At 60.5% G+C, this 22,240-nt stretch carries 20 protein-coding genes and 1 pseudogene; 8 read left to right on the plus strand and 13 right to left on the minus strand.

All coding sequences use genetic code 11. The features are described 5' to 3' along the window. The first annotated feature begins 171 nt into the window (after positions 1 to 171). From tyrS to G5154_RS09315, 3 genes are all read left to right on the plus strand, one after another. Entirely contained in the window at positions 172 to 1,437 is a 1,266-nt protein-coding gene (gene tyrS / locus G5154_RS09305) for a tyrosine--tRNA ligase (RefSeq protein ID WP_421250860.1), read from the plus strand. Between the two features lie 168 nt (positions 1,438 to 1,605). Then, entirely contained in the window at positions 1,606 to 2,517 is a 912-nt protein-coding gene (locus G5154_RS09310; protein WP_421212199.1) for a lipase family alpha/beta hydrolase, read from the plus strand. Next, a complete protein-coding gene (locus G5154_RS09315; RefSeq protein WP_421250861.1) occupies positions 2,514 to 3,254 on the plus strand; it encodes a lipase secretion chaperone in 741 nt (246 codons plus the stop codon). The genes G5154_RS09310 and G5154_RS09315 overlap by 4 nt, the downstream gene beginning before the upstream one ends. Positions 3,255 to 3,298: 44 nt before the next feature. Here the strand turns inward: G5154_RS09315 and G5154_RS09320 are convergent, their stop codons facing one another. From G5154_RS09320 to sgrR, 3 genes are read right to left on the minus strand one after another with little or no spacing between them, the layout of a single operon-like run. Continuing rightward, the gene (locus G5154_RS09320) at positions 3,299 to 4,012 is read right to left on the minus strand and encodes a hypothetical protein (protein ID WP_421250862.1); all 714 of its coding nucleotides are present in this window, start codon (positions 4,010 to 4,012) and stop codon (positions 3,299 to 3,301) included. 32 nt (positions 4,013 to 4,044) lie between these two features. Further along, the gene (locus G5154_RS09325) at positions 4,045 to 4,440 is read right to left on the minus strand and encodes an acyl-CoA thioesterase (RefSeq protein WP_421250863.1); all 396 of its coding nucleotides are present in this window, start codon (positions 4,438 to 4,440) and stop codon (positions 4,045 to 4,047) included. A gap of 50 nt (positions 4,441 to 4,490) precedes the next feature. After that, positions 4,491 to 6,209, minus strand: coding sequence for an HTH-type transcriptional regulator SgrR (sgrR, locus tag G5154_RS09330; protein ID WP_421250864.1), 1,719 nt, complete (start codon positions 6,207 to 6,209; stop codon positions 4,491 to 4,493). 99 nt (positions 6,210 to 6,308) lie between these two features. Between sgrR and G5154_RS09335 the strand changes: the two genes are divergently transcribed. The 3 genes from G5154_RS09335 to G5154_RS09345 all read left to right on the plus strand — a co-directional run bounded on the left by G5154_RS09335 (position 6,309) and on the right by G5154_RS09345 (position 8,639). After that, a complete protein-coding gene (locus tag G5154_RS09335) occupies positions 6,309 to 6,485 on the plus strand; it encodes a hypothetical protein (protein ID WP_104015927.1) in 177 nt (58 codons plus the stop codon). A 150-nt stretch (positions 6,486 to 6,635) separates the two neighbouring features. Beyond that, positions 6,636 to 7,904 (plus strand): O-acetylhomoserine aminocarboxypropyltransferase/cysteine synthase family protein, encoded by a 1,269-nt coding sequence (locus G5154_RS09340; protein ID WP_421250865.1) that lies wholly within the window; start codon positions 6,636 to 6,638, stop codon positions 7,902 to 7,904. A gap of 108 nt (positions 7,905 to 8,012) precedes the next feature. Continuing rightward, entirely contained in the window at positions 8,013 to 8,639 is a 627-nt protein-coding gene (locus G5154_RS09345) for a glutathione S-transferase family protein (protein ID WP_421250866.1), read from the plus strand. Between the two features lie 66 nt (positions 8,640 to 8,705). On the opposite strand, the gene G5154_RS09350 is transcribed toward G5154_RS09345, so the two are convergent. Together G5154_RS09350 and G5154_RS09355 are read right to left on the minus strand one after the other, a co-directional pair. Further along, positions 8,706 to 9,605 carry a DMT family transporter gene (locus G5154_RS09350; protein WP_216979676.1) on the minus strand — a complete coding sequence of 300 codons (900 nt, stop codon included), beginning with the start codon at positions 9,603 to 9,605 and terminating at the stop codon, positions 8,706 to 8,708. A 137-nt stretch (positions 9,606 to 9,742) separates the two neighbouring features. Further along, positions 9,743 to 10,183, minus strand: coding sequence for a DUF2214 family protein (locus G5154_RS09355; RefSeq protein WP_019445450.1), 441 nt, complete (start codon positions 10,181 to 10,183; stop codon positions 9,743 to 9,745). An 83-nt stretch (positions 10,184 to 10,266) separates the two neighbouring features. Between G5154_RS09355 and G5154_RS09360 the strand changes: the two genes are divergently transcribed. Beyond that, positions 10,267 to 11,865, plus strand: coding sequence for a diguanylate cyclase (locus tag G5154_RS09360; protein WP_337073074.1), 1,599 nt, complete (start codon positions 10,267 to 10,269; stop codon positions 11,863 to 11,865). A 135-nt stretch (positions 11,866 to 12,000) separates the two neighbouring features. Here the strand turns inward: G5154_RS09360 and G5154_RS09365 are convergent, their stop codons facing one another. The 6 genes from G5154_RS09365 to G5154_RS09390 are packed head-to-tail and all read right to left on the minus strand — an operon-like array spanning position 12,001 to position 17,266. After that, on the minus strand, positions 12,001 to 12,654 hold the full coding sequence (locus G5154_RS09365) for an HAD family hydrolase (RefSeq protein WP_421250868.1): 654 nt from the start codon (positions 12,652 to 12,654) through the stop codon (positions 12,001 to 12,003). A gap of 39 nt (positions 12,655 to 12,693) precedes the next feature. Beyond that, entirely contained in the window at positions 12,694 to 13,701 is a 1,008-nt protein-coding gene (locus tag G5154_RS09370) for an ABC transporter ATP-binding protein (protein WP_421250869.1), read from the minus strand. A 6-nt stretch (positions 13,702 to 13,707) separates the two neighbouring features. Continuing rightward, the gene (locus tag G5154_RS09375) at positions 13,708 to 14,484 is read right to left on the minus strand and encodes an ABC transporter permease (protein ID WP_337073072.1); all 777 of its coding nucleotides are present in this window, start codon (positions 14,482 to 14,484) and stop codon (positions 13,708 to 13,710) included. Further along, positions 14,477 to 15,376 carry an ABC transporter permease gene (locus G5154_RS09380; protein WP_040068741.1) on the minus strand — a complete coding sequence of 300 codons (900 nt, stop codon included), beginning with the start codon at positions 15,374 to 15,376 and terminating at the stop codon, positions 14,477 to 14,479. Before G5154_RS09380 ends, G5154_RS09375 begins: the two co-directional genes overlap by 8 nt. Continuing rightward, complete coding sequence (locus G5154_RS09385) at positions 15,376 to 16,209, minus strand: alkaline phosphatase family protein (RefSeq protein ID WP_421212196.1); 834 nt, start codon at positions 16,207 to 16,209, stop codon at positions 15,376 to 15,378. Before G5154_RS09385 ends, G5154_RS09380 begins: the two co-directional genes overlap by 1 nt. Positions 16,210 to 16,219: 10 nt before the next feature. After that, complete coding sequence (locus tag G5154_RS09390; RefSeq protein ID WP_123785054.1) at positions 16,220 to 17,266, minus strand: ABC transporter substrate-binding protein; 1,047 nt, start codon at positions 17,264 to 17,266, stop codon at positions 16,220 to 16,222. Positions 17,267 to 17,478: 212 nt separating this feature from the next. Here G5154_RS09390 and G5154_RS09395 point away from each other — a divergent pair, with 212 nt between their 5' ends. After that, positions 17,479 to 18,297, plus strand: coding sequence for a UTRA domain-containing protein (locus tag G5154_RS09395; protein ID WP_421250870.1), 819 nt, complete (start codon positions 17,479 to 17,481; stop codon positions 18,295 to 18,297). 56 nt (positions 18,298 to 18,353) lie between these two features. Here the strand turns inward: G5154_RS09395 and G5154_RS09400 are convergent, their stop codons facing one another. Both G5154_RS09400 and G5154_RS09405 read right to left on the minus strand, forming a co-directional pair. Beyond that, positions 18,354 to 19,118, minus strand: a complete 765-nt coding sequence (locus G5154_RS09400) for a helix-turn-helix domain-containing protein (protein ID WP_005336490.1) — start codon at positions 19,116 to 19,118, stop codon at positions 18,354 to 18,356. A 545-nt stretch (positions 19,119 to 19,663) separates the two neighbouring features. After that, a pseudogene (locus G5154_RS09405) lies at positions 19,664 to 21,767 on the minus strand (phosphocholine-specific phospholipase C). Between the last annotated feature and the right edge of the window lie 473 nt (positions 21,768 to 22,240).

Genomic DNA, 22,240 nt, shown 5'->3' on the forward strand with positions numbered 1-22,240 from the left:
TTCATGGCGATAAGTTCCGGATGGCGGGTTAGCTCCCCGCGATGGTCGTGTGATGATCAGACGATGGCCGGATGCTAGCACGAGAGTGACAAAACTGTCCCCTAGGGGACATATTCGGCGCGAGCCAGAGGGGCGAGGATGTGGTTTTTTCCCCTTGCTGTTGGAGAACCCATGATCAACCCCCACCTGCTTGATGAGCTGACCCGACGCGGCCTGGTGGCCCAGAATTCCGACCCAGCGGCCCTGGCCGATCATCTTGCTACCCCGCGCACCGTCTACTGCGGGTTTGATCCCACCGCTGGCAGCCTGCATATCGGTCATCTGGTTCCGCTCTTGATGCTGCGCCGCTTCCAGCTGGCGGGACACACGCCGGTGGCGCTGGTGGGCGGGGCAACCGGCCTTATCGGTGATCCCAGCTTCAAGGCGACCGAGCGCAGCCTCAACAGTGCCGATACCGTGCAGGGTTGGGTCGCCAGTCTGTCGGCCCAAATCAGGGCGCTGCTGCCCGCCGATGAAGGCCTGGCGGCCCCGCAACTGGTCAACAATGTCGACTGGATGGGACAGATGTCCGCCCTCGATTTTCTGCGGGATATCGGCAAGCATTTCTCGGTCAACGCCATGCTGGCGCGGGAGTCTGTGCGCCAGCGACTGGCTCGCCCGGACCAGGGCATCTCGTTCACCGAGTTCTCCTACGCCCTGCTGCAATCCTACGACTTTGCGGTGTTGTACCAGCGGCTCAGTTGCACCCTGCAGATTGGCGGCAACGACCAGTGGGGCAATATCACCAGCGGCATGGATCTCACCCGTCGCCTCCATCAGGCGCAGGTCCACGGCATGACCCTGCCACTTATCACCAAGGCAGACGGCACCAAGTTCGGCAAGACCGAGGGTGGTGCGGTCTGGCTCGATCCGGCCCTCACCTCCCCCTACGCCTTCTACCAGTTCTGGCTCGGCACGGCGGACGAGGATGTTTACCGCTTCCTGCGCTACTACAGCTTTATGCCGCTGACCGAGATTGAGGCGCTGGAGGCAGAGGATGCCACGCGGCAAGGGCGCAAGCTGGCCCAGCAGGTGTTGGCGAACGAACTGACCGAGCTGGTGCACGGCAAAGCGGCGCTGGCGGCGGTGCAGCGCATCAGCGAACTGCTGTTTAGCGGCGACGTGACCCGCCTCGGCGAGAGCGATCTGGCCCAGCTGGCGCAGGATGGCATGCCGAGCAGCATCATCAGCGGCGAGACCGATCTGGTCAGTCTGCTGGTCAGCTGCGGTCTGGCTAACTCCAGGCGCATCGCCCGTGAACTGCTGGCGGCGGGCGCCATCAGCCTCAACGGGGTGCTCAAGCAGGATGAGCTGCTGAGTACTGCGGATCGGCTGTTTGGTCGCTACCTGTTGCTGCGCCGGGGCAAGAAGCAGTACTACCTGGTGGAGTGGCAATAAGCCGCGGGGCGGGGAGCACAGCCTCCCCGCCCGCACCCTGAATCCCTTTTGAATCCCGAGTTGCGATCCCCCTCACAGCCTCTCCCGTCAGCAGCCACCATACTGGCACCGGCGAACATGGAGTACGCCACACAATCTGTTCCTCACGAATCAACAAGGATGCTGATGATGAAGAGATGGCTTCTGGTGCTGCTCTGTACCCTGCCCATGCTGGCACACGCCAGCGGATACACCCAGACCCGCTACCCCATAGTGCTGGTGCATGGCCTGTTCGGCTTCGACAAGCTGCTCGGGGTCGATTACTTCTACGGCATTCCCCAGGCCCTGAGCCGGGATGGAGCCAAAGTCTACGTGGCCCAGGTATCGGCCACCGCCAGTTCGGAGCAACGGGGGGAGCAACTGCTCGCCCAGGTTGAGCTGCTGCTGGCTGCCACCGGTGCCGAGAAGGTCAACCTGATCGGCCACTCCCACGGCGGCCCCACCATCCGCTATGTTGCCTCGGTCGCCCCCGAACTGGTCGCCTCCGCCACCAGCGTCGGCGGAGTCAACTATGGCTCCGAGATTGCCGATCTGGTACGGGCCAACGCCACCCCAGGCAGCGCCGCCGAGAAGCTGGCTGCCGCCGCGGCCCACGCTCTCTCCGGCATGATTTCACTGCTCTCCGGCGGGAGCCAGCTACCGCAAGATCCGGTCGCCGCGCTCGATGCCCTCACCAGCAAGGGGGCCAGCCAATTCAACCAGCGCTACCCGGAGGGACTGCCCAGCCAGTATTGCGGCGAGGGGCCGATGCAGGCCAACAACGGCGTCTACTACTTCTCCTGGAGTGGGCGCGGCAACCTGACCAATCTGCTGGATCCGGTGGATCCTGCGCTGGCTCTGACCGGCGCCTTCTTCAAGGAGCCCAATGACGGGCTGGTCGGGGTCTGCAGCAGCCACCTCGGCAAGGTGATCGGCACCAGCTACCGGATGAACCATCTGGACGAAGTGAACCAGTCCTTCGGCATCCACCATCTGTTCGAGACTGATCCGGTCACCCTCTATCGCCAGCATGCCAACCGTCTTAAGGAGCTGGGACTATGAAGATTGCCACCCTGCTCGTCGTGCCCTGCGCCATCACCCTGCTGCTTGGCGGGGTGTTGCTCTTGCCCACGGCACCGACGGCAGACTCATCAACCGCTCAAGCCAGCCAGCATGCACAGAGCCACCCGCACGATCCCGAGCAGGAGGCCGCCGATGCCCTGCAGGCGCGCTATCGCACCTTTGTCTCCGCCCAGAGCAGCCTGACGGTGCCCACCGATATCACCCTCGCCAGCCTGCAGATCCTCTTCGACGAACGGGAGCTACTGCGCCAACAGAGCTTCACACCGGCCGAGCAGGAACAATTGTTCGCCGAAGATCGTCTGATGGAGCAGTTGACCCTGCGCCGCAAGGCACTGGCCGAAGCAAGCGATGCTGACAAGAAGGAGTTGGCCAGCGAGCTGGAGCTCTGGCTGGCGGCGCAGCCCCGGTGGTTTCAGGAGGCCGAAGCCAACGGCCGTCTGCTGGGCGAGCTGCAGGCACTGGAGCAGATGGAGCCAGCCAGACGGGATGCCATGCTGCTGGAGAAAGCGGGGCCAGAGGCGGTAGATCGGCTGCATCAGCTCGAACAGGATCGGCAGGGATTCAAGGAGCAGCTCAATGGCTATCTGGCCGAGCTGGGGCAATTACCCGCCACAGCCAGAACCGAACAGCAGCAGGAGCTGCTGGCCCGCTGGTTCGAGCCACAGCAGTGGCGACGGGTTGAAGCGCTCACCCGGATGAAGCTGGGGGAACAGTAAGCCAATGACAAGGGGCCCGCGATGGGCCCCTTGTTGTGGTGCGCTTATTGCGGCTTGTTGGTCGCCGGCAGCGGCTGCCAGGTGAGGCGAGTCACCTGATTGCCCTGCACCTCGCACTTGAGGCTCAGCTCCTGCCAACCCTTCTCCTGACGCAAGGAGACATCGCCCGCGATCCCCTGCTCGCCAATCTTCAGCTTCTCCTGCTCGAAGATCACCTTGTCGCCACCAGCCAGCTCCATCAGCTTGCCGTTGCAGAGCCAGTGGGCGAGCTCAGCCCCCTTGAGCTTGACGCTGCCCTTGGCCGCCTTCTGTTCGGCAGCACCGGTGGCAAAGAGCTTGCTCAGCTCGGCAGCCCGCTTGGTGAGCCACTCCTGACGCTGCTGCATGCTCATCTTGCTGACGAACTCGGCTGGCTGACCCTTTTCGTCCAGCCATTGGGTCAGCTTGCCGCTGTCGTCAAAGGCGAACTGGGCGGCGGGCTCTTTGACCCCGAACAGCTTGCCCCCTTTGAAGTAGTAGCGGCTCTCCCCCTCCAGCTTGCCCAGCTCGTTCATGATGGGCACGGCGATGATGACGGGGGCGCCATCGACCCAGGCCTTGATGTCGACGCCGTCGTGGCTGAAGAGACGGGTATCGAGGGCACTGGCAGCCCCCTTTTCCATCAGGGAGAACTGTTCGGCAAGAGTTGCCGCCAGAGACGGCAGGGAGCAGAGCCCCAGCCCCAAGCCGAGGCTCAGAGCGATCACGGTATTGCGCATATGTGTCCTGTGTGTTGGCCGAAAGGCCCGGGTTAACTCTCTATCAACCAGGCCCGCAGCCCCTCCCGGTGAGTCTCGCTCAGAGGGATGGATTGGCGTGCCCGATAGTCAAAATGGATCAGGGTCGTCTCGCCGGTGACGGCCAGCTCCCCCTGCTGCCAGGCTTCCTGCCAGATGGTGAAGGAGCTGCTGCCAACGCGGCGCACACCGGTCTTGATGGTGACCGGCTGGCCGTAGAACAGCTCCCGTTTGAACTGCACTGTGTAGCCCGCGATGATCAGGTGCCAGTCATGCACATCCAGCTCGGGCGAAAAGATCCGGAACAGGGGATCCCGCGCCGACTCAAACCAGACCGCCGGCACCGTATTGTTGATGTGACCGAGGGCATCTGTCTCCTGAAAGCGGGGTTGGATCTGCATTTCCAGCATGGCTGGTGACTCCTTGTCGTTGAACCGCGCTCAGGCTAACGCGCCCCGCATCAGGACTCAAGCTCCCCGCCATCGCCCTCTGCCTGACCAACCAGCTCGGGTCGCAGCCAGGCGCTGCGAAAATCGAACCAGCCGAGCGCCGTCATCCGCACCCCGTGCACGCCGATGCGGCTCTCCAGCTCAAGCCAGTGGTGAAACAGCGGCACAAACCAGCCATGCTGCTGCACCCCGGCCATCAGGGCGCGCGGGCCGGGTTCGGCACCGCTGGCGCGCCACTGCGTCAACCCCTGCCACAACGGCTGCTGGCTGGCCCACACCCGGCGCAGCAGCGGAGTGCCCTGCAACCAGCCGTAGGGGGCAAAAGGCCCCTCATGCTCAAGGTTGAGGGTGCCAAGCCAGAGATCCACATCCTCGTCCTCACCGCTCACCCAGCGACCGTAGTCGAGGGTACGCACCTCTAGCTCAATTCCCTGCGACCCGAGCAGATCGGCCATGGCACCGGCACACTCGTTGAACTCGATATGCTGGTTGAAGCAGGCGAGCACCAGCCGCTGTGGCAGGCTCTGTGGCCGGGGCTGCGGCGGTGGCAGCGCCTCGCGCCAGTGGGGCAGCATGCCGAGGGCGCTGGTCCAGCCCCGTTGCAGCTCGGGGGCAACCCGTGCCATCAAAGCTACCGGACTGAGCAGCTGAATGATCCAGTAGCGCAGGGCAGGATCCTGCAAGGCGCGGGAGCGCTCGTCCTGCAGCAGGAAGTAGCAGCCCGATTCGAGCTCCGACTCACCACGCATGGAGCCAAGCTCGGGGCTGTCGCGCCCCAGCTGCAGGTGGCTCTCCAGCCGCTCCGCCAGCTCCGGCAGCATCCAGATGTCGATCTCGTCGAGCAGGGCGCGCAGACCGAAGTAGTCGTCAAAGGCGGCGAGACGCAGCTGCAGCGGGTCGTTGGCGATCACCCGATAAGGGCCGGTGCCCACCGGTTGCAGGGCAAAGCCCGCCTCCCCCTTGAGCTCGCGCGGCAAAATGGCCGCCACCGGCTCGGCCAGCAGATCAGGCAGCAGAGGATCCGGGCTGTCGAGATAGAGATCCAGAGTTCGCGGCCAGGGGCTCTCCAGCCGCGCCAGATGGGCGAACAGCGGGCGATCCCGCAGGGCCAGCAGACTCTCCATCACATCCTCCACCACCAGTTCGCGGCCGTGGTGAAAGCGCACCGCCGGGCGCAGGTAGAAACGCCAGTGGCAGGGGCCGACCTGCTCCCAGTGGTGAGCCAGATCGCCCTCTATTTCCCCATTTTCCTCATTTCGCCGGGTAAGGCCGTTGAATATCTGGCGGCTGAGATGCACCTCCGAGCGGCGCATCGGGCCGGTAGGCAGCAGCTGCGGCAGCGGCCGGTAGTAGGGCACCCGCAGGATCTGGCGCCCCTCGCGGGTGGCCTGACCGAGCTGTTCGAACAGCAGCGGGGTGAGCAGATCGAGGCGATCTTCGGCCAGCCGTACCGCCTGCGCCAGCTGGCCCTGACTGAGCAGATCCCGCAAGCGGCGCCGGGTCAGGCTCTCCTGACTGTCGAGCAGGGTGAGCCGGGAGCGCCGCCCCCGCCCCGCTTCCGCCGCCCAGTTGAGCCAGCCCTGATCCTGCATCCGCCGCAGCAGCAGACGGGCGTTGCGCGGGGTGCAGCAGAGCAGCTCCGCTACCTCGGCGAGACTGATCTCCCGCTCATCGCAGCCAAGCTGCTGGGCGAGCCGTTGAAATTGCTGGTAGAGGCGACCGGTCGGCATAAAAGAGGAAATCCTTCATTCAAAAGTCATCAGTTTTTACTTCCGCATTTTAACTCAATACTGACGATGACGCTGAGCAACAACATAAGGAGCCTCACCATGAACCATCACATCGAGCCCAAACCGAACCGGATCCAGCAGATCCTGCGCCGTTACTTCAAGCGGATCCTGCCGCGCCCGCTGCCACTTATCGAAGATCCCATGCAGCAGCTCAACCGCCTGATGCAGTGGGATATGAACCAGATCGACGACAAGGAGTATCGCCGCCGCCTCTGAGTGCGAGCCGTGCCAGCCACTCGGGACGCGCATCCCCTGCGGGAGCAATTGCTTTGCCGGATCTTGCTGTTTACATCGGCCACGGGCCTGATAGATTGGACGTCTATCCATCTATAACTGCCATAAGCAACATCCAACAAGGAGTGTGTGATGAAAGATGCGACCCTGGCCCTGCACCACGGCTTTACCAACGACCCCACCACCAAAGCCGTTGCCGTACCCATCTACCAGACGGTGGCCTACGAGTTCGAGAGCGCCCAGCACGGGGCGGATCTGTTCAATCTGGCGGTGCCGGGCAATATCTACACCCGCATCATGAACCCCACCAATGATGTGCTGGAGCAGCGGATGGCCGCGCTGGAAGGGGGGGTCGCCGCACTGGTGGTCTCGGCAGGTTCCGCCGCCATCACCTATGCCATTCAGGCGCTGACCGCAGCCGGTGACAACATCGTCTCCACACCCCAGCTCTATGGTGGCACCTACACCTTGTTCGCCCACATGCTGCCGAGCTTCGGCGTTGAGGTGCGCTTTGCCAAAGATGACAGCGCCGAAGCCATCGCCGCCCTTATCGACGACAAGACCAAGGCGGTCTACTGCGAGAGCATCGGCAACCCGGCGGGCAACATCGTCGATCTGGCCGCGCTGGCCAAGGCAGCCCATGCCCGCGGCGTGCCGCTCATCGTCGACAACACGGTCGCCACGCCGGTCTTGTGCAAACCGATCGAACATGGCGCTGACATCGTCGTCCACAGCCTGACCAAATATGTCGGCGGCCACGGCAACTCGCTGGGTGGCGTCATCGTCGACTCGGGCAAGTTCCCCTGGGCGGATCACGCCGCACGCTTCCCGCAGCTGACCAAACCAGAACCCTCCTACCATGGGGTGGTCTATACCGAAGCCTTTGGCCCGGCCGCCTTTATTGGTCGGGTACGCACCGTGCCGCTGCGCAATACCGGCGCAGCGTTGGCGCCGATGAACGCCTTCCTGCTGCTGCAGGGGCTGGAGACCCTGAGCCTGCGCATGGAGCGCCACGTCGACAACGCCCTGCGGGTCGCCAACCACCTCAAGCATCACCCCAAGGTGGCCTGGGTCAGCTACGCCGGTCTGCCGGGTCACCCGCACTATCTGCTGGCAGAGAAGTACATGGCCGGTCGCCCCTCGGCCATCCTCTCGTTCGGCCTGAAGGAGGGTTATGAAGCAGGCGTGCGTTTCTACGATGCGTTGAAGATCTTCAAGCGGCTGGTCAACATCGGCGATGCCAAGTCGCTGGCCTGCCACCCCGCCTCCACCACCCATCGCCAGCTGAGCGAGGAGGAGCAGGCCAAGGCTGGCGTCAAACCCGAGATGATCCGGCTGTCGGTGGGGATCGAGGCGATCGAGGACATTCTGGCGGATCTGGATCAGGCGCTGGAGGCATAAGTCAGTCAACGAGAGAGAGCGGGCATCAGCCCGCTCTTTTTTTACTGCCGGTGAACCGCCCCCCTCGCCCGCTCGTATACCCCACCCTGCCACCGAATCGAGGTCGTTATGATAGTCCTGCACCACCTGAACAAATCCCGCTCCCAACGCATCATCTGGCTGCTCGAAGAGCTGGACCAGCCCTATGAGATCAAGGCGTATCAGCGCGATGCCACCACCTTTCTGGCACCGCCCGAGCTAAAAGCCATCCATCCACTCGGCAAGTCGCCGGTCATCGAGTTCGACGGCCGGGTGCTGGCAGAATCGGGCGCCATCACCGAGTACCTGATCGCCCGCCACGCTCCGGAACGGCTGGCACCGGCCACCGACAGCCCGGAGTATCCCGAATACTTGCAGTGGCTCCACTTCGCCGAGAGCTCGGGCATATTGCCGCTGCTGCTGGATATGTTTGTGCGCAAGGATGGCAGCCCGATGCGCTTCCTGCCGGACTACGCCAAAGCAGAGTGTGCCAAGGTGCTGGGCTACCTCAATGAGGTACTGGCGAGTCGCCACTATCTGGTGGGGGATCGCCTCTCCGGCGCCGACATCATGAACTCCTTCCTGGTGGATCTGCTGGCGCAAAGCGGTCAGCTGGCCCACTTCCCGCACCTGCAAGCCTACTGGCAGCGCCTCAATACCCATCCGGCCCGTCAGAAGGCCATGGAGCTGGAGCGCGAGCTGGATCAGCGCCCCTGACCCGAGTCGCCATCATGCAAAACGCCCCGACTGTCGGGGCGTTTTTGTTATGCTGCGGGCTGCGGTTTACTTGGTCGCTGGCACCTTGTCCCGGCGCGACTTCCACCACCAGCGCAGCCGGATCTGGGAGATGAGCATCCCCGCCAGCATCAGGGCACAACCGGCAATGGCGCGCTCGTCCAGCGTTTCATCCAGCAACAATACGCCACCCACGGCGGCAAAGACGGTCTCCAGACTGAGGATGATGGCGGCGTGGGCCGGATGAGCACCCCGCTGCCCTACCACCTGCAGGGTATAACCCACCCCGACCGACACCAGCCCGGCATAGAGCAGCGCCTGCCAACCGGCCACTGCGCCGCTTAACGTCGGGGTTTCGATAACAACGGCGGTGGCGAGGCTGAGCAGGCCGCAGACCACGAACTGCACCCCGGCGAGCTTGATGGGGGCAACCCGGTTGGAGTAGTGATCCACCAGCAGCAGGTGCACGGCCCAGAACAGGGCGCCGACCACCTGCAGCAGATCGCCAAAGCCGATGGTGAACTCGTCGGTGACGCTCAACACATAGAGACCGGCCAGCGCGATGATGGCGCCGATCCAGGTATTGAGGCCACTCTTGTGGCGCAGCAGTAGCCCCAGTACCGGCACCAGAATGATGTAGAGCCCGGTGATGAAACCGGCCTTGGCGGCAGTGGTATAAAGCAGCCCCACCTGCTGCAGGGAGGCGGCACAGAACAGCACCAGCCCGGCCAGCACACCACCGATCAGCAGTTGGCGATGGTCGCCCGCGACGGCAACAGGTTGTCGGGATTTGAGCCACCAGAGCAGCGGCAGCAGGGAGAGGGCGCCGAGCAGAAAGCGCAGGCCATTGAAAGTATAGGGCCCCATGTGATCCATCCCGAGGCGCTGGGCGACAAAGCCCATACCCCAGATGGTGGCAGCCATCAGCAACATCAGATTGGAGCGCATGGCGATTCTTCCTTAAATCGGCGCGTGACGGGTTATCCGATCCAAGATACCCGCCTCCCTATCCTCTTGTCTCCACTCTTTGTCTTCGCTCTCGCTCTCAACGCTCTGCATCGCACTGCTTTTGAGCACCGCGAGTGTTACAGCAGCGAGGGCTTGGTGAACACGGCCAACAGGGCAATCAGTAGCAGATTGCCCCGCAGGATCCACACCACCCGGAAGTGCTGCTGAATGGAGATCATCGGCGCCTTGCCCAGACGCAGGGCGCGACGCCAGCGATAGAAGAGGCGGCTGGGATAAACGAGGGAGCCGACAATCAGCAGAAACAGCCCCATCTTGAGACCGTGGGCAGGATGGGCAAAGATCTCTGCCACCGAGCTGGCATGCTCGAGGGCCAGCAGACTCCCGGTGGCAAAGATGGAGAAGAGCGCCAGCGCCGCCACCCCATCTGCCAGCAGCAAGCGGCGCACTCGCAGCATGTTCAGGCCGCGCCGAAAGATCAGATACTCGACACAGAGGGCAAGGATTAGCACCGCTATGCTGCCATAATGAATCATTGAGAGCAGAGTGTGGTTCAACATCGGAAACATCTCATTTTCTGCCTTTAGACGAGCCGCACAGCATCATATATGCTGGTGTCACCCGAGACGAAAAGGATCTGTTCATGTCCCCCGCCAAGCCCAAGAATACTTGGTCTTTGATCACCCGCATGCGGCTGGGCCTCCTCTTGCTCTTTATCCCAGTGTTGCTGCTCGGCAGTATCTACTACCTGCATATGGAGCGCACCCTGCGCCACGAGCAGCAACAGAACCTGATTGCTCGCAACACCCAGTATTTCCATACCCTGATCGAACCCTATCTGGCGACCCTCAAACGCCAGTTTACGCTCATTTATCAGCAGGTAAATTATCAGGATTTCAGCGGCTCGGAGATCCTTAACGGCGAGCGCTACCTGCAACAGTGGCAGGCCTATCACAAGGTGATGGAGCTCGATTACGTCTACGTGGGCACCGAGCATCGCAAGATGCTGATCCACCCTTCCTGGCAGGCCGACGAGAAGTTCGATCCCAGAACCCGCCCCTGGTATCTGCTGGCCGCCAGCCATCCCGGACAGATTGTCTGGACTGATCCTTATTACGACTACACCTTGGGCACTCTCACCATGGCGCTGGCCAGGGTGATTGAAGATCCTGACGGCAAGCGGGTTGGCGTACTCTCGCTGGATACCCAGCTCACCCCCCTCGCCAGCTGGCTCAACAGTCGGCATGAGCAGAGTCACCATCTGGGTAATGGCTATCAGCTCCTGCTCAACCATGACGGGCTGGTGCTGGCCCATCCGGATCGCGAACGGGTATTCAAGCCGCTCACCCATCTTGAATGGCTGGCACAAATGCAACAGCCGCAGGGTTTCTTCCTCGATGATGCCAGCGGCCTGATGGTCTCCTACTACCGCATCCCCGAGCAGCGCTGGATCCTGCTCAGCGTCGAGCCGACTGCCAGCATGCAGCAGGTGATCGACAGCGTCTCCATCAACGTGCAGCTGATGATTGCACTCGCCTGCATTCTCTATCTGCTGCTGGCACTGCTCTGGTCCCGCTATTTCCGTCGCATGCTGGGAGAGATTACCCTGCTGATCCGCACCAGTCGTTCTGGCGGTAAAGCCTATCATGGTAGCCGCATGCTGGAGCTGGCCAAGGTCTATGAAGAGATGGATGCCGCCAGCCAGGATTTTGCCCAGATCCGCCAGCAAGCCAATCAGGACAAGCTTACCGGTCTTTACAACCGCCGTTTCTTCGACGAGTGCCTGCAAAGACAGCTCGGCAGTGGCCCCCCCTTCCTCGTGGTGATGTTCGATCTCGATAACTTCAAACAGGTCAACGATACCTTTGGCCACCAGACAGGGGATATAGTCCTCAGGCGAGTAAGCAAGCTGGGCATGAAAATGTTTGACCAGTGGGGTTGGTTCTGCCGCTACGGTGGCGAGGAGCTGGTGCTGATCTTGCGGTTGGAGATGCAAATGAATGAGGTTGCCTCACTGCTGGAGAGCTTCAGACTCGCAGTCACTCAACTGGAGTGGCGAGAGCCGGAACTGACCATTACCCTCAGCGGTGGGGTGGCCTTGAGTCACTCCGGACTCTCGGCCAAGGAGCTGATAGAGCTGGCCGACAGCGGGGTTTATCAGGCCAAGCGGGAGGGGAAAAATCGTATCTGCTTCCCCCAGCGTCGTGGCAACGGTCAGATGGAAGAGGCCTCCTCACCTTGAGCCAACTCGGCGGTCATCGTGGCGGGAGACAGAATGAACGCAACCAGGAAAGGAAGACAGGAGAGAGGCAACGGCCTCTCTCTGTTGTTTATATCGCTATTTTTGCCGTGTATTGAGCCTGTTTGAGCGCACAACTCAGCGCTGCCACACCCACACCGGCCAGCCCAGCTCCTCGGCCTGCTGACGCAGCGCGGGGGCCGGATTGACCGCATGGGGATGGCTCACCGCCCGCAGCATGGGCAGATCGTTGTGAGAGTCGCTATAACCAAAGCTCCCCTGCCAGAGATGGTCCCTGCCGGCAAAGAGCTGGTTGATGCGGGCCACCTTGCCTTCGCGAAAGCTGAGGGTGCCGCGGGTCTGGCCGGTCAGCATCCCCTCCTCCTCATCGAGCAAAATGGCGACACAGTGATCCATCCCCAGCATCTTCGCCATGGGGGCCACCAGATGCTCGCCGGAGGCGGAGATCAGCACCAGCTCGTCACCGCGCTGGCGGTGCCATTCGATACGTGCCAACCCCTCCGGATAGATACGATCGCGCAGTACCTGCTCGGCAAAGCGGGTGCAGAGCGAGTCGAACCACTGGCGCGTCTTGCCCGCCAGCGGTTGCAGGGTGAAGGCCATGTACTGGTGCATATCCATCTTGCCCTGATGGTAGAGGGACATCATCGCCTGCTCTTCGGCGATCATGCTGGCGGGGGCCAGCTCCTCGGCCACCATGTACTCCAGCCAGAGGCTGGCGGAATCCCCGGCAATCAGGGTCTCGTCCAGATCAAACAGTGCCAGTGCCATGAGGGCTCCTTGCGGTAACAACGAAAATGAAACGAGGCGTCATGCTACCTCACAGAGTTGATCCCGGGCCACCGCCAGGGTCACGGCACTGCCGGTGGCCAGCAAATCGCCAGCCGAGCGGTTGAGGCAATCCACCGTTAACAGCCCCGCCTCGCACTCCACCTGATAGCGGATCACGTTGCCGAGCAGCTGTTGCTGGCGAATGATGCCGGGCAGGCTGGGTTCGCTGCTGGTCGCCCCTGCGGGCAGCAGGGTGATGGACTCCGGCCGCAGCGCCAGCTTGCCCTGAAAACGGGGGCCAAACAGCGACTTGCCCTGCTCGGCGCCAAGCAGGTTGTAGTTGCCGATAAAGCTCGCTACAAACTCGCTGGCGGGACGGGTATAGATCTCCTCCGGTGTACCGCTCTGGACGATGGATCCCTTGTTCATCAGGAAGATCCTGTCCGACATGGTCAACGCCTCCTCCTGATCGTGGGTCACGAAAATGGTGGTGAGCTCAAGGCGCTGCTGGATCTCGCGGATCTGCTGGCGCAGGCTGCGGCGGATGCGGGCATCCAGCGCCGAGAGCGGCTCATCCAGCAGCAGGATCCGCGGCTGCACCACCAGAGCCCGGGCCAGCGCCACTCGCTGGCGCTGGCCGCCGGAGAGCTCGGCCGGATAGCGGCGCTCGAAGCCGGTCAGCTCCACCAATTCCAACGCCTCCTGCACGCTGGCGGCCAGATCCCGCCCGGGCTGGGGCTTCATTTTGAGGCCGAAAGCGACGTTGTCCCGCACCGTCATGTTGGGGAACAGCGCATAGCTCTGGAATACCATGCCGATGCCCCGCTTCTGGGGCTCCTGCCAGGTGATATCTTCACCGGCCACTCGCACCTGACCACCATCCACCGGGGTGAGCCCGGCCAGCGCCCGCAGCAGGGTGGACTTGCCGCAGCCGGAGGGGCCGAGCAGGGTCACCAGCTCCCCCTTGCGGATGCCGAATTCAATCCCCTCGAATACCTTGGTGTCGCCGTAGGATTTGTGCAGTTGATTCACTTCTAGATGGAACATGTTGATTCACCGATGAAATCTGTTCGCCGCCCAGGTGAGCAGCAGGGTCAGCAGGAAGTAGCTCATCACCAGCGCGCTGGTGAAGTGGCCCGAGGTTGAACGCATGTTGTAGAGATAGACCTGCAGGGTCTCGTAACGAGTGCCCACCAGCATGTTGGCAAACACGAACTCGCCGAGCAGGAAGGAGAGCGAGAGAAACAGCGCCGCCAGCAGCCCCTTGCGCAGACAGGGGATCACCACCAGCAGGAAGGCGCGGGCGCTGCTCGCCCCCAGCAGGTGGGCGGCATCCATCAGATCTTTCAGCGGCACCCCTTGCAGGCTGTTGGCCAGCGCCCGGTACATAAAGGGGAGCACCACGGTGAACCAGGTGCCGATCAGGATCCACGGCGTGCCGATGATGGGCAGAATGCCGTCGGCGTAGATCTGCAGCAGCCCGACTGAGGAGACCACCGGCGGCACCGCAAAGGGAAGCAGGATCAACAGGTTCATCCAGGGATCCAGCTTGGGGAAGTAGTAGGCCACCACCAGCACGGTCGGCACCAGCACCAGCGTCCCCAGCAGCAGGGTGGCGAAACAGACCAGGAGGCTGCGGCCAAACGCAGCCAGAAAGCGCGGGTCGCCCCACAGTTTGAGATACCAGTCGAGAGTGAAGCCATCCGGCAGCAGGGTCGCCCCCCAGCGGGTGGAGATGGAGTAGAGAAAGGTAGCCAGCAGCGGCAGCAGCAGGGTGGCGACCAGCCCCCCCAGCACCCAGCGCGGCCAGCTCGGTTGCAAATCACGCATGGGATTGCCCCTTGTTCACATAGCTCTTTTTCAACAGCCACTGGTTGGCGGCCGTCACCACCCCCAGCAGCACCATCAGGATCACCGCCAGCGCCGCCGCCATGTTGGGCTCGAGGAAGATGTCGCCAGAGACCAGACTGGCCACCCGGATGGTCACCAGATTGAAGTTGCCGGTGGTGAGGGCGTAGGCGGAGGCATAGGCTCCCACTGCGTTGGCAAACAGGATGATCAGGGTGCCGAGCAGCGCCGGCGTCAGCACCGGCAGCGCCACGTGCCACACATACTGCCCCTTGCTTGCGCCGAGCAGTGCGGCGGCCTGCGGCCACTCATCCTGCAGCGCATCGAAGGCCGGGTAGAGCAGCAGCAGGGCGAGCGGGATCTGGAAGTAGGTGTAGATGAGGATGAGGCCGCTGCCCGAGTAGAGGTTGAAGCCGTCGATGAGGCCCCAGGATTTCAGCAGCAGGGTCACCGCACCATTGATCCCGAGAATGATGATAAAGGCGAACGCCAGCGGCACCCCGCTGAAGTTGCCGGTCATGGTGACAAAGGCCAGCAGCACCCGCTTGACTCGCTCGCCGCTGTGGCGCAGCGCGGCCGCCCCGAGGGTGCCGATGGCAAGTCCCGCCAGACTGGCGATACCGGCGATGCGCAGTGAGTTGCCGAACGATTGCAGGTAAAAGGGGGAGCTCAAAATCTCCCGGTAGTAGTCGATGCCCCAGCCATCCGGGGTCTGGAAACTGCCCACCAGCACCCACACCATGGGGGCGAGCTGGAACAGGATCATCAAGAGGATAAAGGGCAGCAGCACCAGCGCGGGCAGCCAGTGGCGGCGCACCTTCTGCTTGGTTGCCACGGGTTGATCCACCAGGATCTCGGTGGTTGCAGGCATCATCAGTGCACCTCGCGCATAAAGGCAGCCTTGAGCAGCGGTGGCGCTGCCGGCTTGTCGTGGGAAATGCCCAGCAGATCCGCCATCAGGGCGCAGAGCTGGGTCTGGGCAATCGCCACCCCATCCGGCCAGCGTTCGACGAAGGCATCGCCAAACAGCCAGAGCGGCACGGTGCGCTCTTCAGGCAGGGTGCCGCCGTGGCTCAGGTCGTTGTTCATGCCGTGATCCGAGGTGACTACCACCTGATACCCCTCCGCCAGCCACTGGGGCAGCAGATCGGCCAGCAGGCTGTCCATCCGGCGCGCCTGATTGCGGTACTGGCGGGAGTCGAAGCCAAACTTGTGGCCCGCATCGTCCACCCCCATCGGGTGGATCAGCAGAAAATCGGGATCGTAATGGCTGCGCAGCCACTCGCCATCCATCAGCAGATGGCTGTCGGGGTAGTTGTCATCCCAGTAGAAGCAACCGTGCTGGATCGGCAGCTGCTCGTCGTGGGTAAAGCGATCGCGGGCCGACAGCCAGGGGCTCTTGTTGTAAAGCTCGCTCACCCAGTAGTAGGCCGCCGCTGCGGTGCGTTTACCCGCGGCGCGGGCCAGATGGAAGATGGAGTCATGCAGACTGAGGCGACTCACCCCGTTGTGGGTGATGCCGCTCGCCACCGGCGGTACACCGGTCAGGATGCACTCGTAGAGAGGCCGGGAGAGGGATGGCAGGGCACAGCTGAAGGTCGTATAGAGACCGCGCTCCGCCTCCACCATGCCTGCGAGGTAGCCCATCCCATGGGCTACCCCGGCAGAGAGGCCATCCACAAGTACCACTATCACCTTGTGTTGCACTGGCCGCTCCTTACTGCATGTAGATCATGACGTTCTCTTGCCACTGACGCGGCAGGGCCTTGGAGCTCTGCTCCCAGGCGGCGTGATCCTGCACCGGCTTGGCCTTGGCATACTGCTCGGCCGGCAGCAGCTTGGCCTTCACGTCATCCGGCAGCGCAACGTTGCTGCGGATCGGGCGGGCATAGCCACGGGCCAGGTTGATCTGACCGGCATCGGAGAGGATGTATTCCCGCGCCAGCTTGGCGGCGTTGGGGTTCTTGGCCCACTTGTTGATGATGGTGGTGTAACCGGCGATGACGGAGCCGTCGCTCGGGATCACCACCTCAAACTTCTTGGGGTCGATCTGGTCGCGGTAGTTGAGGGCGTTGAAGTCCCACAGCACCCCCACTTCCACCTCGCCCTTCTCGATATTGGCTATGGTGGGGTCGTTCAGCGACAGACGGCCCTGCTGGGCCAGCTTGCCGAACAGCTCCAGCGCAGGCTTGAGATTCTTCTCGCTGCCGCCGGTGGCATAGGCCGCGGCCAGCACGCCGTTGTTGGCCTGCGAGGCAACACCCACATCACCCAGCGTTACCTTGTAGTCGCCACCCAGCAGGGATTGCCAGCTGGTGGGGGCGGCCTTGACCAGATCCTTGTTGATCAGGAAGGCGATGGTGCCGGTATAGGCCAGCATCCAGTGACCGTCCGCATCCTTGGCCCAGTTGGGAATGTCGGCCCAGGTGGAGGGTTTGTAGGGCTGGGTAACACCCTGCTTGACCGCAACCGGACCGAAGGCGCCGCCCACGTCGCCGATATCGGCGGTGGCGTTGGCCTTCTCGGCGGCGAACTTGGCGATCTCCTGCGCCGAGCTCATGTCGGTATCCTGATGCTTGATGCCGTAGATGCTGCCCAGCTGCTGCCAGGTATCCTTCCAGTTGGCCCAGCTATCGGGCATGCCGATACTGCTGAGCTGCCCTTCGCCGCGAGCGGCCTTCTCGAGATCTGCGATATTTTCGGCGGCAAACAGCGGTTGACTGATGGCCACCAGAGCCAGTGCACTTGCGATCACGCTTTTCATCATCCCATCCCTCTGGACTAGGTCAGTTAAGGTTCGAGAGGGATGCTAGAGGGGAAATATGACGGTCGCGGGGCGCTTTGATGGCAGTTTGATGACAATTGTTCTGTCATGTCGCTGTCATCCACAGCGGTTACAACTCTGAACCCAAGTGGAGCTGGACTACTCCAGCAAGGGCTGAACCAACAAGGGGTAGGCCAGCCCGCACAGCCAGAATGAGCGACAGGGATATCACCGTGATTGAACCGAGATTGAGCGAACGGGTCGCGGCAGAGGGCCGCGCCTCCAAGTGTGAACAGATTTGCCAGACCCTGCGCCGCTATATCGGCAGCGGTCAGCTGGCGGCGGGGCAGCAACTACCCGCCGAACGGGCCCTGAGCGAGCGTTTCGCCACCACCCGCATCACCATCAAGGAAGCGCTCTCCAGCCTCGAAGCGGATGGCCTTATCTACCGGGCCGAGCGGCGCGGCTGGTTCGTGGCCCCGCCTCGCCTCACCTACGATCCAGCCATCCACACTCACTTTCACCAGTGGATCGGCGAGCAGCAGCGCACCGCCGAAACCCGAGTGCTGGCCCACGGTAGCGAGCTGGCCAGCAGCGAGCTCTGCCGCTGGATGGGGCTGGATCCTTTTACGCCGCTCTACGAGATCCGCCGTCTGCGTCTTATCGATGGCCGCCCTGTGCTACACGTCAGCCATCACCTGCTGGCGAGTCGCTTTCCCGATATTGCCAGCGCACCGCTGGCGAGCTCCCTCACCGAGCTCTATCAGCAGCGCTATGGCATAGGCCAGGGCGGGGCGAGTCTCGAGATCACTCCCTCGGCAGCACGGGGTGCCATCGCCCGCGCCCTCAATCTGGCGGAGGGGAGCGCCGTGCTACGGCTGGTGCGGGTCAACTACGACGAGCGAGGCGCTCTGGTGGATTGCGATATCGAGCACTGGCGGCCGGATGCGATACGAATCTGCCTCGATACGCGAGCGTTGCAGCCGCTCGCAGGCAAGCCGCAGCAAACCCGGCTCGCGGAGCAGGGGTGAGTCGGCACGCAACGCCAGCCTGGAAGGGGGAGGCGGATCCTCTGGATCCGCCGGGATCAGTTGTCGATATTGGGGATCATGTCGTCGAAGCTCTGGTAGCCGCAGTCGGCCAGTTGCAGCGACATGGTGTAGGTCTTGGCGTGCTCCTGCTGGCCGATGGCGGGGCGGTTGAGCTTGATCTCCTGATGCCAGTACTCCTTCATCCGGTCGATCAGCGCCATCGCCTCCCCCTCGTTGAGATGCAGCTGGCAGAGCGCCATATAGTTGTTCGACTTGTGCATGTTCTCCACCAGATACTCCCCCAGCACCGACATTGCCTGCCGCGCCTGCTGGCGGGCGAAACGGCTGTGCTGCTCGAAGCTGATGCGCTCGCTGATCAGGAAGTGGTAACTGTTGTCGATACCAAGCTGCAAAATGCCGAGCTTCTCCAGCTTGCGCAGATAGAGGTAGCAGGAGGCATCGGTCAGGCCGTACTCCCGCTTGAGATCGATCAGCGTCTTGTCGCGCCAGAAGATATTGGCGAGAAAAGCGTAGAGCCCCGGCTCGTTGTGAAACGCCTCGTCCTGCTCCTGGGTAAAGACGGCGCGGCGGCTCTGGGCGTCCTGAGTGCGATCCAGCAGCTCCTCGAACGAGAGCCCCACCAGATGGCAGATCTCCAGCAGAGTATCGAACGGCAGCGAGGGCTTGTTCATCATCCGTTTCACGGTCGCGATGGAGACCCCCATGGCTTCTGCCAGGGTCTGATAGCGGATCCCCTTGTCGGTCAGGGTCTTCTTCAGGGTGTCGAGAATATTGTTGGCCAGGGTCTGGCTGTAGGTCATGCCACTCTTCCTTGTTATCGCACTTTCATTGCATGGTTATGCCGAGTCAGCTTCTGACCTGTTTTTACCTTCAAGGCTCAGATATTGACACCGAAAAAACAGCCTAGAGAAAAAATCGCCTACAACACCCATCAGGACAGACCAGTTGAACGATGAGGTCGCAAAATCTGACACCAGACAGTGCATATCTTTCAACCCGCAAACATTTTGCTAGTGCTGCATAGAACATCGCGCATAATCGAAACGTATCGAATTCAAGACCCTTCCTGGTTGAGAAATCGATTGTTTGCTTCCAAATTTTTATCTTTTAAACCGTAAGGTTTTTTCTCTTTCCTGGCATTGGGCGGCGCTGATAGCACCGCCCTTTTCTTTTAATTGCATCCGGCAGCAAAGCCAACGCCCCGGCAACTCGCACAAATATCAAATAACCGTTAGTTCCCGGTATCGGGTACAAGAAAGCGACAGCAAATGGCAAATGCACCTGCTTTATCAAGCGCAGCGAGGTCCTGGGGGGAACTCCCGCTAACCTGACTGACGCATCTTGACTAGATACCCATAATGGGATCAGAAATAGCGTGCTGTCCGGTCTCTATACGACCAGCATAACGGCGCTGCCAACGCTCACCATAGCGAACCGTAACGTCATACCAATTACCCTGCCCAGCCAGTTCGATACGCTGTTCCAGCACCTGACGAGGAGCCAGCTCCAGCAGCAGCAGATCACCGAGATAAACTGTGTTGTCCAATGTCAGCGTCAACACCTCATCCTGCAAATTGGTCAGCGTCAACAACAACGCCGGTTGCGTCAGGTCATAGCATACGCTCACATGCGCTTTGCTTTCCTCTGTCCCCTCCCCTGTGAAAGCGCGGTGATAACCGTTTGGTCCAATCAACCAGATGTTGTAACCCTCAGTAGAAGAGACCGGCCAGTCATCCACCATGGTTTCCTCGCTGGCAAGCACATACCGACGCGGTATCCCGTCGAGTCGCAGCTTGTCATAGATATGAAGCAATACTCCCTGCGCTCCGCTATTGCTCATTTTGATGGTCAAACGGCCAGCTGACTGTTCTGCATTGACATGTACCTCATATGGTAATGCTCGCGAGGGGCGAACACCCATCGTCTGACGCGGCACCTGTTGCAGCTCCTCCGAGGGCGGAATCAGCTGCGCTAGCTGTTGCTGCTGCTTCACCAGGTCGTAGGCTTGGGCTTTGGTCAGCCTGGGGAGTGTTGGCAGCTGTTCATCATTGGGATTGTTAAAATTGAATGCCGAGCTCAGATCACCACAAATGGCGCGACGATATGTGCTGATATTCTCCTCTCTCACACCAAATCTGGCCTCAATGAAACGCAATCCCGAGGTATGATCAAATACCTGAGAGTTAACCCATCCCCCCCGACTCCAGGGGGAAATAATCAGTGCAGGCACTCGGGGACCGGGGCCATAAGGGCGATGATCTGAATGATATTCACCACTCATGTCCAGAGTACATCCCCCCAGCAGCTCACCGTCCAGCAAGGTTGGTGGGGTCGGAGGGGGCGCGTGATCGAAAAAGCCATCATTTTCATCAAAATTGATGATCAGTACTGTTTTACTCCACACCTCTTCATTGGCGGTCAAGGTATCGAGCACCTCTTGCATATACCAGCCCCCCTGAACCGGGCTGGAAGGGCCGGGATGCTCGGAAAAATCAGCCGGCGCCACAATCCAGGAGACCTGTGGCAAGGTTCCTCCAATCACATCTTCGCGCAGGGCCTCAAGAAACCCCTTATCCGGCATGGTGTTGCTTACCCCTTTAAGTAGCGGATTAAGAAAATCATCATCTGGATGCCATGCTGGATAGGGGAAGCCATTGGCCAGATTACCACGCTGTTCGTTGGCTATACGGTAATTAACAAAACCCGCTAATGGATTATCGGTAAAATTATCTGGCAAATTTTGATATAGCCGCCAACTTATCCCAGCCGCTTGCAATCGCTCAGGGTAAGTGCGCCACTGATAGCCTTGATCCGATTTTCCAAGAGAGTCAAAGTCATTATTGATAGCGGGGGGGTTGGTGTCATCAGGATGATTATTAGTACCGGTCCATAAAAAAATCCTATTGGGATTGGTACCACCATGAAAAGAACAGTGATAGGCATCACAAATGGTAAATGCATTAGCCAAGGCAAACTGAAAAGGCACTTCCGCTTCGGTATAATACCCCATGGATTGTTGCTCTTTATAGGTCGGCCAACTACCCATTGTCCCATGCAAACTGGGCATCATTGAACAAATGCGGAGTACCGTTCACTCGTTGGGCATTACCTATGCGACTATCAAGATGATAAGGCGTTAAAAGACGAGAATACTCAGCACTCTTGAAACTCTGCCACCACACAGACCCATTCACTGTTGGAACAGGATGACGATCGCCAAAACCTCGTACCCCATAAAGGGTGCCAAAATAATGGTCAAACGACCTATTTTCCTGCATCAACACCACAATATTCTCAACATCCATGATCGAGCCATGCACATTATTGGCAGGAATACTGAGGGCTTTGGCGATTGATGGATAAAACATGCTTGACGTTGTTACAGCTGCCACAGCAGCTCCGGAGAGCTTAATAAATTCGCGGCGACTTCTATCTACATTTCCAGACATAAAAACGACCTTGATAAATTAATTAAGCATTCACGGCGGACAGTGCACATCATGGGATTCAGGTGTCACAATTGTCTCTGTACTGTCACTATCATTACTGTTGTGACAACCAGTTATAACAACCAAGCAAAAAACAAATAAAAGCAACCTCAGATTTAGCAAACCAGTTATTTCCATATTATATCTCCGCAAAAAACTATATTTCCAACGGCCTGTTTAATCCACACAACGCTACGCCTTATTTATGAAGTAAACATGACAAAATCCGCTCTTAATATTTACAACTCATGACAAGCTGAATGGGAGCTTAACAAAGTTAATTCTTTAAGCATGAGCCTGCCATTTAGCTAAAAATATACTGTTTGCTTTATAACTATTGCTATATCTGATGATTGATAAACAAGGCGACGGCAGGATAGTTGTCATACTCTTGGGATAAAGAATATCCGGGGATATTGAGAATAATATTTACT

The sequence above is a fragment of the Aeromonas sp. 600527 genome (assembly GCF_049175415.1).
GTDB classification, from domain to species: Bacteria; Pseudomonadota; Gammaproteobacteria; order Enterobacterales; family Aeromonadaceae; genus Aeromonas; species Aeromonas veronii_A.